The organism is Arthrobacter sp. A2-55 (assembly GCF_025548615.1).
Taxonomy (GTDB): Bacteria; Actinomycetota; Actinomycetes; order Actinomycetales; family Micrococcaceae; genus Specibacter; species Specibacter silviterrae.
On the sequence record NZ_JAJLOZ010000012.1, the window covers coordinates 1 to 13,140 of the forward strand.

Here is a 13,140-nt window from a genome sequence, read left to right on the forward strand (position 1 = left end):
TGCGGCGATTTCCTTGAGCACGTCGATGGGCTTTTCGTCGTAGATGCAGGTGGGGCCGGAATGGAACACCCATTTGGGCGGCTTGGCTACTCTGGGCGATTGGTACCACCAGACAGCCACGCCGCCTTTCGCGGCCGTGCAGGATGGCAGATTGGCGGCACAATTGGGGTAAATGGCTTGATCAGTTGCCGTGCAGGCAGGCCTGTACTCGTAGACTAACGGGTCGAGGGCGCCGGCGGACGGATTCTTGCCGTACCGGCCTTCTGGCCCCGGCAGTGGATCCCAGGCGCTCACGTCAATTCCTGGAGCGTTCCAGTTGGTATCGACGGTTGGATCATCGGCCATACCGGGAATCGGGTTCAGGTACGAAAAAATGATCCCCAGTAACATGATGGACGCTAGTTTCAGCGTCGTCACTTGTGGACCTTTTTGGGGCATCACTTCTTGCTGCCTTGAAGATGTTCAACGGTGATTGCGATCCAGTGATCGTTATTGTATTTGCCGACCACTATGTCTGCGATGGGCGCGGTGACGCCTAAATCGTTCCTTACTGTTCGGTCGGCGTTGTAGTACTTCACGCGTTCCTGGCGAACCATGGTGATTGCCTGATAAGTCCCATCGTCGATCAGTGCGAATGGGCTATCGACTGACAGAATGTTCATTTGCCCGCCTTCAATCCACCTCCCTTCCTTGTGGCCTGCAGCAACCGTTTTTTCCATTGCCTGGCAGGTTTTGCATTCTGGGTCGCTGATGGCGAGCATGGGGCCGGCGTCTCCGGTTTCGAAGGCGTAGCCGAGGGTGGAGTACCAGTAGGTGGCGAAGGCTTCCAGGCCCTCCTTGGAGAATTCCTTGGCTTTGGCCGGCAGCACGGGGACGGGAACGTTTTGTGCCGGGCCGGCCGCCGTGGCCGGCTTGTACGCCGGCGCTGGGACGGTGGTCGGCGGATTGGTTTGCGCAGCACTTGCGGCGGCGGTGGCCGTTGCGGGAGCAGACTGCCCGGGGGACCCGCTTCCGGTCACTGGTGGGGCGGGGGATGAGCACCCGGCCAGCAACACGGCACCCAGCACCGTGGCCGCCAGGCGGAGACGGTGCCGCCCGGCCCCGGGGGAACCTCCGGAAATGGGCCTGGCATGCCCCGCCAATGACGGTTCCCCACGCGTTGTCAATGGTGGCCCTGCACGCCCTGCCACAGCCTGAATTGAGCGCCCAATGGTGAGCAAGTCCGTTGTCATAAGAGCCCCCGCCCAAGTCCCCCCGGGGCCGCCTCCTTGCGGTCCCCCGGCCTAGCTATATTCCAAGCTAGCCGACTTGACCAATCCCCGCCAGAAGTTATCCACAGCTTTGGCGGACAAAGGAGGTGAGAGTTCAATAACTCGTACTGGATGGATTGGGCGATGCGGCGCTGATCGGCTGGGCGAACTCAATGGAACTACTTGGCCGGTTCGTCGAGGCCCTGCAAGGCCAAGTCGCAGGTAACTGTCCATTCGCACAGCGCCAGGCCGTTTGAGGCTACGGGAGCCAAGAACACTTTGGACGTCCCCTCGAACAACCTCGTGATAGGCCGCGGTGAGGCCAACCGTCGGCTTCGCCTGGCCGATCGCTTTCTGCCCACAACCAACCCCCTGACACTTGTTACCATGCCACCCGCCCAGCCCATCCTTGGAGCTGCCTTCCTTTCCGGGGACGTGGGCACGGAACAGGCACTCGCCGTATCCCGATTCGCGGACGATGCCAGGTGCCTCGCCGACAATGGACGGATCACCGCAACGAAGGCGCGTGAACTCGAGGAGGCCCTGACGGGTGAAGCGGCCGGACCGGCACCCCCTGCCTTTCTGTTGACCAACCGCGTATGGTTTTTAGTGTCAGTAGCTCGTATGTCCAGGAGGTCCGCGATGTCTGTTTCAACCCACCCGAACGGCAATTTGAGCAAGGAGTCGCGGGACGCATCGCTCAAGTACTTGCAGGCCACCACGGAACCTGGCAAGGAACTGGACATTTTGGTGGTGGGTGGCGGCGTAGTCGGCGCAGGCGCAGCCCTGGACGCGGTGACACGAGGCCTAAACGTGGGGCTGGTGGAGGCCAACGACTGGGCCGCAGGGACGTCGTCGAGGTCCTCGAAGTTGATCCACGGCGGCCTGCGCTACCTTGAAATGCTGGACTTCGCGCTGGTCCAGGAGGCCCTTCAGGAGCGGGGCCTGCTCATCCAGCGGATCGCCCCACACCTGGTCCGTCCCGTGCCGTTCCTGTACCCGTTGACCAAACGGTGGGTTGAGCGGCCTTACGTTGGCGCCGGCATCATGCTTTACGACACGCTGGGCCTGACCAGCGGCAACAGCCGCGGCGTCCCCATGCACAAGCACCTCTCCCACAAGGGCACCATGCGGGCGGCACCCAGCCTGAAAGATGACGCCATGATCGGCTCCATCCGCTACTACGACGCCCAGGTGGACGACGCACGGCTCGTGGCCAACGTGATGCGGACGGCGGCCAGTTTTGGCGCCCACGTGGTCAACCAGACCAAGGTCATCGACTTCCTCCGGGAGGGCGAGCGCGTGGTCGGCGCCAAGGTCCAAAATCAGGAGGACGGCACGGAATTCGAAATTCGCGCCAAGCAGGTCATCAACGCGACCGGCGTCTGGACGGATGAAACCCAGGCCCTGGTCACGGACCGCGGGCAACTGAAGGTGCGGGCCTCCAAGGGCATCCACCTGGTGGTTCCCCGAGACAGGTTCCAATCCACGGTTGGCCTGATCCTGCGGACGGAGAAGTCGGTCCTGTTTGTCATTCCGTGGGGGCGGCACTGGATTATCGGCACCACCGACACGGATTGGAAGCTGGACAAGGCACATCCTGCAGCGTCCAGCGCCGACATCGACTACCTGCTGGGCCACGTCAACAAGGTCCTCAAGCGCCCCCTGAGCCGGGAAGATGTCGAGGGGGTGTACGCAGGTCTGCGTCCCCTGCTGGCGGGCGAAAACGACTCGACGGCCAAGCTGTCCCGGGAACACGTCGTCGCCCATCCCGTGCCTGGGCTGGTGGTGGTGGCCGGCGGCAAGTTCACCACCTACCGGGTCATGGGCAAGGATGCAGTCGACGAAGCCACCCGGGCCCTGGATGAAAAGGTGCCCGAAAGCTGCACCGAAACCATCCCGCTCCTGGGCGCCACCGGCTTCAAGGCAGCCTGGAACCGCAGGAACCGCACGGCTGACGAATCAGGTGTCCATGTGGCCCGGGTGGAACACCTGCTCAACCGCTACGGCTCCCTGACCCAGGAAGTGCTGGACCTCATGGCTGAGTCCCCGGAGCTGGCCGAGCCACTGCCCGGCGCGGACGACTACCTTGCCGCCGAGGTGGTTTACGCCACCACGCATGAAGGCGCCCTGCACCTCAACGATGTCCTCACGCGCCGCACCCGCATTTCCATCGAGGCGTGGGACAGGGGGGTTTCGGCCGCGCCAGTCGCCGCTAGACTCATGGGAGACGTGCTGGGGTGGAGCGACACCCAGCGGGACAACGAGATTGCCAATTACCTTGCGAGGGTGGAGGCCGAGAGGCTGAGCCAGCAGCAGCCCGACGACGTCACCGCCGATGCCGCCAGGATTGGCGCCCCCGGAATTGTCCCGCTCACCTAAGCCATGGAACCGCCGCAGCACCACAAAGCCCTGAAAGGCAGTCAATGACAGCAGGTTCGCTCGAGCGCTATGACACGGAACTGACCAACCCTGGCCTGGTGATCTTGGAAATGGAGGCCACGTCCAAGGAAGACGCCACGGCGCAGCTGGCGGCGAAGCTTTTTGAACAGGGCCGCGTCAGCGATTTGGAGGGCTTCCTGCGCCACGTCAATGCCCGTGAACACCAGATGGCGACGGGGCTTCCCGGCGGCATCGGCCTGCCCCACGCGCGCAGCGACTACGTCACGGAAACGTCCATCGCCGTAGGCATAACGAGGTTCGGCTACAGCCTGGATTTTGGTGCCGTTGACGGGCCCGCCAGCGTGATCTTGCTCATCGCCACGCCCGCCAGCTCGTTCTCCGAACACCTCGAGGTGCTGGCCACCCTGGCCCGTTCACTGTTCAAGGAAAACTTTCGGGAGTCACTGCGCCGCGCCCACGACCAGGAAGTCATCGCCGAGCTCATCAACTCCACCTTGGTTTTCTTCGACCATTAAACGCGGACGACGGCGGGACCCCGCCTGCCGCCGTCCGTCACCTTGGTGCCCCCTTGCCTGGGCTGCCATTCGCTGTTCTACACGCATACGAAGTACCGTTAGAGGGTGTTGAAAACTGCCCTCAAGCCCAAGTGGATCGCAGCCCTGGTGTTTGCGCTCGCCGTGGCTGCCGTGTTTGTCCTGCTCAGCCAATGGCAGTTCAACCGTTCCCTGCAAACGAATGTGCCACCGCCTTCCGTCACGGAAAAGGTGGCGCCCCTGCTCGACACCCTCCAGCCCGGCCAGCCCCTCCTGAGCAATGCCGAGGGCCAGCTGGTCACGGCCACCGGACATTACGATGCCTCCAAACAGGTGATCGTCGAGTCCCGCATGCAGGACGGAAAGCACGGCTACTGGGTGGTCACGGCACTGGTAGTTGACGGAGCGCCCGTCCTAAAGGGCGCAGGCGCCACGAAGGCAGCAGTCATTCCCGTGGCCCGCGGCTGGATAGCCGATCCGGCCAGCGCCCAGGCACCGCCGTCGGGGACGGTCAAGGTGGAAGGCCGCCTGCTCAACTCCGAGGGCCCCATCCTCGCCCAAAACCTGCCCTCCGGACACGTGAGCGCACTGTCGTCGGCGGAACTGACCAACATTTGGAACACCACCACCTATGCGGCGTTCATGGTGGCCCATGACCAGGTGGTTAACGGCGTGGACGTAGGAGCGGTGGGCACGAACACGAACATGGTGGCCATCACCGTCACGGCCACGGACCAAAATGGCAAGGTCAATTGGCTGAACATCTTCTATTCCATCGAATGGGTGCTCTTCGCCGGATTCGCCGTGTTCCTGTGGTGGCGACTGGTGGCCGACGACTACCGGCGGGAGCAGGACGAACTTTTTGACCTCAACCATGAGGACGACATTGAACCAAACCCAGATCTAGGAGCTACTGCACAGTGACTGAAACCAATCCCGCGGACCGCACCAAGGCAGCGCCTAAGCGGCGGTTCGGCGGAACCCCGGCCCAGATTCTGAGCTCCCTGAAGTTTTACAAGGTGCTGGCCTACGCAACTGGCACCATGCTGCTGCTGCTCACCGCCGAGCTGGTGGTCCGCTACGGCTTCGGCAGCGTGCTGATGGCTGGCGGCACCAACGCCGTGACCGGAGCATCCCACGGCTTCGGTTTTGTTGCCATCAACGCCGTCTCCGGCGGGGTGAACCTGTCCACAACCGTGCTGATTGTCCATGGCTGGATGTATGTGGTGTACCTCATCGCCGACTTCCGCCTGTGGTCCCTGATGCGCTGGCGTTTCCCGAAATTCATCCTCATCGCCTTGGGTGGCGTGATTCCGTTCCTGTCCTTCATTGTAGAGGGCAGGATCCACAAGCAGGTCCTTGCCGAGGTCGCCGCCAACCCGCAGGCGCCCAAGCGGTACTGACCGCGGCCCGGTACGGCGTGGGTTAAGATTGAACCGTGACTAATCCCGCTACAGCCCAGACTTCCCAGAAGCCCGTCCTGGTTGTGGACTACGGAGCCCAGTACGCTCAGCTGATTGCGCGCCGTGTGCGTGAGGCGAATGTGTACTCGGAAATCGTGCCGCATACCTACACCACTGCGCAGTTGCTGGCCAAGAACCCAGCTGCCATCATCCTCTCCGGCGGACCCTCCAGTGTCTACGCCGAGGGCGCACCCAATGTTGGTGCAGACTTGTTCGAAGCCGGCGTCCCGGTCCTGGGCATCTGCTACGGCTTCCAGGCCATGGCGGCAGCCCTTGGCGGCACCGTGGCGGAAACGGGGCAGCGTGAATACGGTGCCACCGCGGTGAGCCTGGACGGTGCTGGCCGCTCCATCCTCGCCGGCACCCCGGCGACCCAAAGCACCTGGATGAGCCACGGCGACAGTGTCCAGAAGGCCCCGGAGGGGTTTGACGTGCTTGCCTCCTCCGCCGGCGCCCCGGTGGCCGCCTTTGCCAACGAGGAAAAGTGCTTGTTCGGGGTCCAGTGGCACCCTGAAGTCAAGCACTCCGAGTTCGGCCAAAAGGTGCTCGAAAACTTCCTGTTCAACGGCGCCAAGCTGGAGAAGAACTGGACGGCCAGCAGCATCCTGGACGACCAGATTGAGCTCATCCGCCAGCAAATTGGCTCCGCCAAGGTCATTTGCGGCCTCTCGGGAGGCGTTGATTCCGCCGTTGCCGCAGCACTTGTCCAGCGCGCAGTAGGCGATCAGCTCACGTGTGTTTTCGTTAACCACGGCCTGCTCCGCCAGGGCGAGGCCGAACAGGTGGAGCATGACTTCGTGGCCTCCACCGGGGCCAAGCTGTACGTGGCCAACGAGCAGGACCGCTTCCTGAACGCATTGTCAGGCGTCTCCGACCCGGAGACCAAGCGCAAGATCATCGGCCGCGAGTTCATCCGCGCGTTCGAAGAGGCCGAGCGCGCCATCATGGCCGACGCCGCATCCGCAGGCGAAGAGATCAAGTTCCTGGTACAAGGGACGCTGTACCCCGACGTCGTCGAATCCGGCGGCGGCGAAGGTGCGGCCAACATCAAGAGCCACCACAATGTGGGCGGCCTGCCTGAGGACCTGCGTTTTGAGTTGGTTGAGCCGCTGCGCGCACTGTTCAAGGATGAAGTCCGGGCCGTGGGCGCCGAGCTGGGCCTGCCAGCCGAAATCGTGGGCCGCCAGCCCTTCCCGGGTCCCGGCCTGGGGATCCGCATTGTCGGTGAAATCACCGGCGAACGGCTGGAGCTGCTCCGCAAGGCTGACGCCATTGCCCGTGCCGAGCTGACAGCAGCCGGCCTGGACAATGAGGTGTGGCAGATGCCGGTGGTGCTCCTCGCCGACGTCCGCAGTGTCGGCGTCATGGGAGACGGCCGCACCTACGGCCACCCGATCGTATTGCGCCCGGTGTCCTCCGAGGACGCCATGACGGCGGACTGGTCGCGTCTCCCGTACGATCTGCTGGCACGGATCTCCAACAGGATCACCAACGAAGTGGAGGGTGTCAACCGGGTTGTCCTGGACGTCACCTCCAAGCCGCCGGGAACCATTGAGTGGGAGTAATCCCCCGGGGGCGCTGGAGGGCCCAACGGCCTAATTTTGGCCGAATTTGGAGCCCTCCAGTGTGCCGAACAGGTATTGGGGTGCAAGGGGCGATAGCCTAAAGTGCATGTCAGTATGGTCAAGACCGTTCCGCTCGAATGCAGAGAAGAAGGCACCCGTGTCCGAATTCGCAAGGCCCGATGAGAGCTCCACGGAGCTCCAGACCTGGCTTGCAGGATTGGATTCGTACGCTGGACCGGACACGGCGCTGGCTTTTGCCAAGACGGAATCCGGCTGCATCGATCTCAGCCATGCCCACCCCTCCGGCCTTGCCCAGCTGTTGGCGGGCCGCAAGACCCGCCTTTCCACGCTGATTCGCGAACCGGACCGTTATGCCTCCGCTAAGCGTGCAGCGGGGGCGCTGCGCGCCAAGATTTTTGAGCTGAGCACCGATCGGGGGATCGACGTCGGCTACCTCGCCGCCGGCCTGGCCCGGTGGTCCGCGGTCGGTGGACAGAACAGCGGCGAGGTATGCGCACCCGTGCTGCTGGCCGCCGTCGCACTTACCGTGCGGCCCGGCCAGGACGACTACGAACTTCAGCTCATGGAACAGGCACAGGTCAACCCTGCCCTGGTGCACCGGCTTGAAACGCAGGCCGGCATCTCCATCGACGCGCCGGCCCTGGGCCGCCTGGCCTACAGCACTGCACGCTTCGACCCGGCACCTGTGCTCGACAAGATGCGCAGCCTCCTGGCGCCCGTGGACGGCGCCACCGTGGACCATGACCTGCTGGTGTCCACGTTTGCCTTCCTCGCCGACAACCTCAGCGATCCGGCACTGCTGGAGGGCACCGAGCTCCTGACCCGGCTCCGCAACCACAGCAGCGACGACATCCTGCCCGTTGAACTGGAATCCGACTTTGGCCGGTTCACGCCCCTGGACGAGCGTGAACCATCCGCTGAAATCCTGGTCCGCGACGCCGATCCGCAGCAGCAATACGTGCTGGACTTGATCCGCGCAGGCGAATCCGTGCTGGTGTCAACGCCTCCCGGCACCGGCCAGACCCAGACGGCCATCAACGCGGTCGCGCAGCTGGTCCATGACGGCAAGAGCGTGCTGGTGGTGGGGGAGCGCCGGAGCACGCTCAATGAACTGGCCCAGGCCCTGGGTGAGATGGACCTGGACTCGCTGCTGCTCCAGCTCAGCGCCCAGACCGGGCCGCAGCAGATCAAGACCCAGCTGATTCGCTCGATCACCCGCAACGAAAAAGCCGTGCAACCCCAGCTGGCCAATTTGCACAAAACGCTGGTGGACCACCGCCACCAGCTGGTGGACCACGTGGCCAGCCTCCACAATGTCCGCGAACGCTGGGGCTGCTCCCCCTACCAGGCCATGCAGTCGCTGGCCGAGCTGACGTCCATCCACCCGGCACCGGCCACCACCGTGCGGCTCAAGCGAAGCGTGCTTGACAGCATCAAGGTGCGCGGGGACCTTGCCGGCCGGCTGCGCCGGGCGGCCGAACTGGGTGCCTTCAGCGAGGCCGCCGTCGGGAGTGCCTGGCACGGGGCCCGGCTGGTCACCCGCAGGGAGACCGAGGCCGCGTATGCCCTGGCAGGGCAGCTCTTCGAGCAAGTGCCGGCATTTGCCGCCAAAATGAACCAGGTGGCCGAATTCAGCCAGATCCGCCACGGGAACACGTTCGCAGAGTGGGGCCGCCAGCTGGACATGCTGGTGGCAGTCCGGGAGAGCCTGGACAAGTTCACGTCGGTCGTCTTTGACTGGCCCATCGACAACATGATCGCAGCCACAGCCACCGCGGCCTGGCGGAGGGACCACGGCGTGGACATGCCGGCCCTGCAGCGTGCACGCTTTCGCCGCGGCGCCAAGGACCTGGTGCGCCCGGGTGTGCACGTGGCGGACCTCCATGAATCCCTGGTGCTCGTCAACGGGCAGCGGGACCTGTGGGAGGAAGTTGCCACGAGCAAGCGACACCCCACTGTTCCGTCCGGGTTGGCGGAGCTCAGCCGCAGCTACGGCGAGCTCAGTCTCAAGCTCAAGACGCTGGGCAATTCCCTGGAACACACGGTCGACGGCGGCGACCTCCTCAACTGCAACGCCGGGGAGCTGGTGGGGCGCCTGGACGCCCTGGTCCAGGACAAGGCGTCGCTGGAGACCCTGCCGGAACGCACGCTGACGCTGGAAAGCATGCGTGAGCAAGGCTTGGGCGAACTTTTGGATGACCTGGCCCAGCGCGAGGTGGGCGCCGAACAAACCGGTGCGGAGCTGGAATTGGCGTGGTGGCAGTCCGCGCTCGAGGCGATGATCAGCGGGGACGACTACCTGGCCATGTCCGACGGCGACAACCTCCGCCGCGTCGAAGCCGAGTTCCGCCTGGCGGACCAGGCCCACGTGGCCGCCGGTCCCGGGCGGATTCGGTGGAAGCTCGCCGAGGAGTGGCGCCGCGTGCTTGAAGGGCGGAACCGCCAGGGCGAAATGCTCCGCAACGTCCTCAAGGACGGGAGGGTGTCCCTGGAGGCCCTTGCCTTCCAGGCCCCCGACCTGCTGAAGAACCTGGTCCCGGTGTTCACGGCGAGCCCCCTCGTGGTGCCGTCAGTCATCCCGGCGGCCTACCGCTTCGACGCCGTCGTCATCCTGGACGCTGAATCAACCTCGCTGCAGTCGGCGCTGCCTTCGCTGGCACGGGCCGAACAGGTCATTGCCTTTGGCGACGAACAGACCGCCTGCCCGCGCAGCTTTACTGTGGCAGTAGGTGACCCCGCCAACCGTGCCGTGGACCAGCATCCGCTGGAGAGCGTGTTGGGCGCTTTGTCCAGGGTGTTGCCGCGGCACCGGCTGACAGTCGCCTACCGCGCGGTGGACGAAGATTTGGTCCGCCAGCTCAGCAGCAGCTTCTACGATTCACAGTTGGAACGCCTGCCCGACGGACGCCCCGTCACGGGCCTGGACCGTGCGCTGACGGTTGACTACCTGCCTGACGGCAAGGGCCTGCCGGGAGCCGGCACCGGCGGAATCGAGTCCGTGGTTGCGGAAGTGAACCGGGTGGTGGATCTAGTATTTGAGCATGCCCGTGTCCGCCCGCGCGAATCGCTGGCCGTCATCACTGCCAGCGACAGGCACGCCGTGCGGGTGGCCCAGGCCATCCGATTGCAGATGGCCAACCACCCGCTGCTGGCCGCATTCTTTGAATCGGGCCCCGAATCCTTCCGGGTGGTGACCGTGGACCGCGCGGCGGGGCTGGTCCGCGACCGCGTCATCTTCTCCTTGGGCTATGGCCGCACGCCCCACGGCCGGGCGCTGCACGAATTTGGGCCGCTGTCCGCACCGGACGGGCGGGCAAAGTTTGCCCTGGCCATGACACGGGCGCGGCACCACCTGCACCTGGTCACGTGTTTCCGCCCGGAGGACCTGGATGAGCAGCGGCTCAGCCATGGGGCCGTGGACTTCTTCGAACTGCTGGACCGCGAACTGGCCGGCAACTCGATGCTGGGGACCCCGGCCACCCGTGCCCAGGACAGTGAGAAAGCCACCGGCGAGGACCCTCTGGTCGCCGACCTGGCCGACAGGCTGCGGGCCCGCGGGGCCCGCGTCTGGCACCACTTCGACGGCGCCCTCGACATCGTGGCCGCGCCCGACACCAAGAGCCTGCTGGGCCGCGACGACCGCGAGATCCCGGTTCCTGTGGCCGTGGAATCCGACGGCACCGCAAAGTACAGGCACATGAGTGTGCGCGAACGCAGCCGGCTCCGACCGCAGATGCTTGAGCGGCTGGGCTGGCGGTACATGCCACTGTGGACCATTGAGGTCTTCACCGACCCGTCCAGCTGCGCCGACCAAATTGGCCGGTACCTTGGCTTGCCCACGTTGCTGGGGGACACCGAGCTGGAATCACTCATGGGAACGTCCGGGGAAGGGGATCCGTCGGTGACAGCAGTCATCGATTCTCCCAGATCCCGCCGCCGGAACCACCATGGGGGGAGGCCCGGGAACGGTACGCCAGCCCCGGACGGCAAGCCACAGGAAAGCCATGTAGACGCCGGCCGTGCAGGGGACAGCCAGGTGCAGGACGCCCCGGCCGGGGACGGGCAAGCCACGTCCGGGAAGCCAGTGGACGCGGATTCCGGGGCAGGGAACCCCAAAGTCGCCGAGGTCGCAGAGAACGCGCAGACGGGGGCAGGGAAATCCGAGGATGCTGCCGGGGATAAAATGGAAGGCGGACAGGGCGCTCCAACCACTGCCGCTGTCCCATCACCCCACGAAGCAGCAGAAAGTGTGACAACGGTGAGCCAGCCGTCCAACCATTCCTCGGAAGATTCCGCCAAAACAGAATTAGCCAAGGACGCCGGGCGCGTCCCGGTCTCCCAGGCGCAAGATGCGGCAATCCTACCAAAGGTGGCGCCCCACGATGACGCCCACACGTGGGGCGACGACCGCCGCGACCGAGGCCACGACGAATGGCTGCGGGAGAACAAGCCGCCGCACTGGGGTTAGCAGCAATGCCCGTTCGGGAAACCGGCCGTTCGTGAAATGGGCCTTTCCTGAAATTGCCTTTCTTGAAGCCTGCCTTTCTTGAAGCGGCTGGCTTCAAGAAACCAGGACAAGGAAGATCTTTCCCCGGGCCGAGGCGCCCGCCAGCAGCACGGCCTGCTCCGCCGTAGCAGCCACCACCACCAGCCCGTCCGTTTCCTGGCTGGGCAACAACCCGCCGCCGGACTTGGCCAAGGCCGGTGTCCACACCACGGGGACTGACGTAGCCAGGACCTGGTTGCTGGTGGGGCCGTCCAGTCCCTTGCTGGAACTGAGCACCACATTGACCAGCTGGCCCTGGCGCAGCAATTGCACCGTGGAAGGGTCTGTCAGCCGGAGCGGCACGGCCTGGCTGCCCGCCGGTGCCCCGATGAGCAACTCGGTGCCGAGCAGGGACGCGTCCGTCATGACCTGTCCCCGCCTGGCCGGCCCGGACATTTGGCGCCCCAGCCATGCCATGCCCGTGTGGAGGACCCCGTCCGGAACCATTGAAGGGCTCACGGCTGCGGCAACAAGGTCTGCCGGCCCCAACGAGTGGCCCGCGGGGAGGTCCCTGGCGGCCACCAGGACGCTGGTAGTGGCCGGGGCACCGGGAGTGAGCTGCTGGACGGCAAGGGCGGCTGCGGCACAGAGCAGGAGTGCCGCAAGCAGCCTGCGGCGGCGCAGAACCCACCGCAACAGTCGTTCGGGACGGGTGGCCGGCCTGGTCCGGAACGTCCAGGGCGGTGCCCGCCACCCGGATCCGGGAGGGGCGGTCGATGCGGAACGGTTGCTGGAGTGCTTCATGTCTCCACGCTAGGACCGGCCGGGAACCGAGTCACTGGGGCGGGCCCCAACTGTGGACGGCCGGCTGCCACGCCCTGCCTGTGGAGGGGCCAAGGGCAGAAAAAGGGCAGAAGAGGGGTAGAAAAAGGGCAGCAAAAATGGCCGGCAGTCCCAACAGCCGGCCATTCGGAATTTTCGGAGCTAGCTGCCGACGGTGGCTGGGGTCTTGCTGGGGCTCGGTGCGGCGCCGGACGCCGGGCTGGTGCTAGGGGCGGACGCGGACGCCGGGCTGCCGGACTCGGAGGAAACGGCTGAGGAAGCGCCCGCCTTGGGCGCTGCAGCCACAGTGCTGCCCGCACCCGATCGGGAGTCGGTGCGGTAGAAACCTGAGCCCTTGAACACCACGCCCACGGAGTTGAACTTCTTGCGCAATGCACCCCGGCATTCCGGGCAGACCGTCAGCGTGTCGTCGCTGAAGGACTGGTGGATGTCGAATGCGTGGCCGCAGTCCTTGCAAGCGTAAGCGTAAGTGGGCACTGAAATTCCTCCTGGATACATGCGTCAGGGCCTTGCCAGCGTGACTTGCTTAGCAGTCCAAGGCCCCGAGTGCCAATTCTACCATCGCTGCCTATAACA

General features: G+C 64.9%; 9 protein-coding genes and 1 pseudogene. 6 read left to right on the top strand and 4 right to left on the bottom strand.

What is annotated here, in order from left to right:
• Window positions 1–417: pseudogene (locus LPN03_RS05265) on the bottom strand (hypothetical protein); the annotation flags it as partial.
• Window positions 418–437: 20 nt separating this feature from the next.
• The gene (locus LPN03_RS20915; RefSeq protein WP_165183547.1) at window positions 438–869 is read right to left on the bottom strand and encodes a DUF6318 family protein; all 432 of its coding nucleotides are present in this window, start codon (window positions 867–869) and stop codon (window positions 438–440) included.
• Window positions 870–1,892: 1,023 nt separating this feature from the next.
• Here LPN03_RS20915 and LPN03_RS05275 point away from each other — a divergent pair.
• The 6 genes from LPN03_RS05275 to LPN03_RS05300 all read left to right on the top strand — a co-directional run bounded on the left by LPN03_RS05275 (window position 1,893) and on the right by LPN03_RS05300 (window position 11,703).
• Window positions 1,893–3,632: a glycerol-3-phosphate dehydrogenase/oxidase gene (locus LPN03_RS05275; protein ID WP_262453396.1), complete on the top strand. Its 1,740-nt coding sequence runs from the start codon at window positions 1,893–1,895 to the stop codon at window positions 3,630–3,632.
• 44 nt (window positions 3,633–3,676) lie between these two features.
• A complete protein-coding gene (locus tag LPN03_RS05280; RefSeq protein ID WP_165183549.1) occupies window positions 3,677–4,168 on the top strand; it encodes a PTS sugar transporter subunit IIA in 492 nt (163 codons plus the stop codon).
• Between the two features lie 105 nt (window positions 4,169–4,273).
• Window positions 4,274–5,110 (top strand): SURF1 family protein, encoded by an 837-nt coding sequence (locus LPN03_RS05285; protein WP_262453397.1) that lies wholly within the window; start codon window positions 4,274–4,276, stop codon window positions 5,108–5,110.
• The gene (locus tag LPN03_RS05290) at window positions 5,107–5,589 is read left to right on the top strand and encodes a DUF3817 domain-containing protein (RefSeq protein WP_262453398.1); all 483 of its coding nucleotides are present in this window, start codon (window positions 5,107–5,109) and stop codon (window positions 5,587–5,589) included. Before LPN03_RS05285 ends, LPN03_RS05290 begins: the two co-directional genes overlap by 4 nt.
• 35 nt (window positions 5,590–5,624) lie before the next feature.
• Window positions 5,625–7,214, top strand: a complete 1,590-nt coding sequence (gene guaA, locus LPN03_RS05295) for a glutamine-hydrolyzing GMP synthase (RefSeq protein WP_262453399.1) — start codon at window positions 5,625–5,627, stop codon at window positions 7,212–7,214.
• A gap of 106 nt (window positions 7,215–7,320) precedes the next feature.
• On the top strand, window positions 7,321–11,703 hold the full coding sequence (locus LPN03_RS05300) for a DUF4011 domain-containing protein (protein ID WP_262453400.1): 4,383 nt from the start codon (window positions 7,321–7,323) through the stop codon (window positions 11,701–11,703).
• 93 nt (window positions 11,704–11,796) lie between these two features.
• Here the strand turns inward: LPN03_RS05300 and LPN03_RS05305 are convergent, their stop codons facing one another.
• Both LPN03_RS05305 and LPN03_RS05310 read right to left on the bottom strand, forming a co-directional pair.
• Window positions 11,797–12,525 (bottom strand): SAF domain-containing protein, encoded by a 729-nt coding sequence (locus LPN03_RS05305; protein ID WP_262453401.1) that lies wholly within the window; start codon window positions 12,523–12,525, stop codon window positions 11,797–11,799.
• A gap of 180 nt (window positions 12,526–12,705) precedes the next feature.
• Window positions 12,706–13,041 (bottom strand): FmdB family zinc ribbon protein, encoded by a 336-nt coding sequence (locus LPN03_RS05310; RefSeq protein WP_165183554.1) that lies wholly within the window; start codon window positions 13,039–13,041, stop codon window positions 12,706–12,708.
• Window positions 13,042–13,140 lie beyond the last annotated feature (99 nt).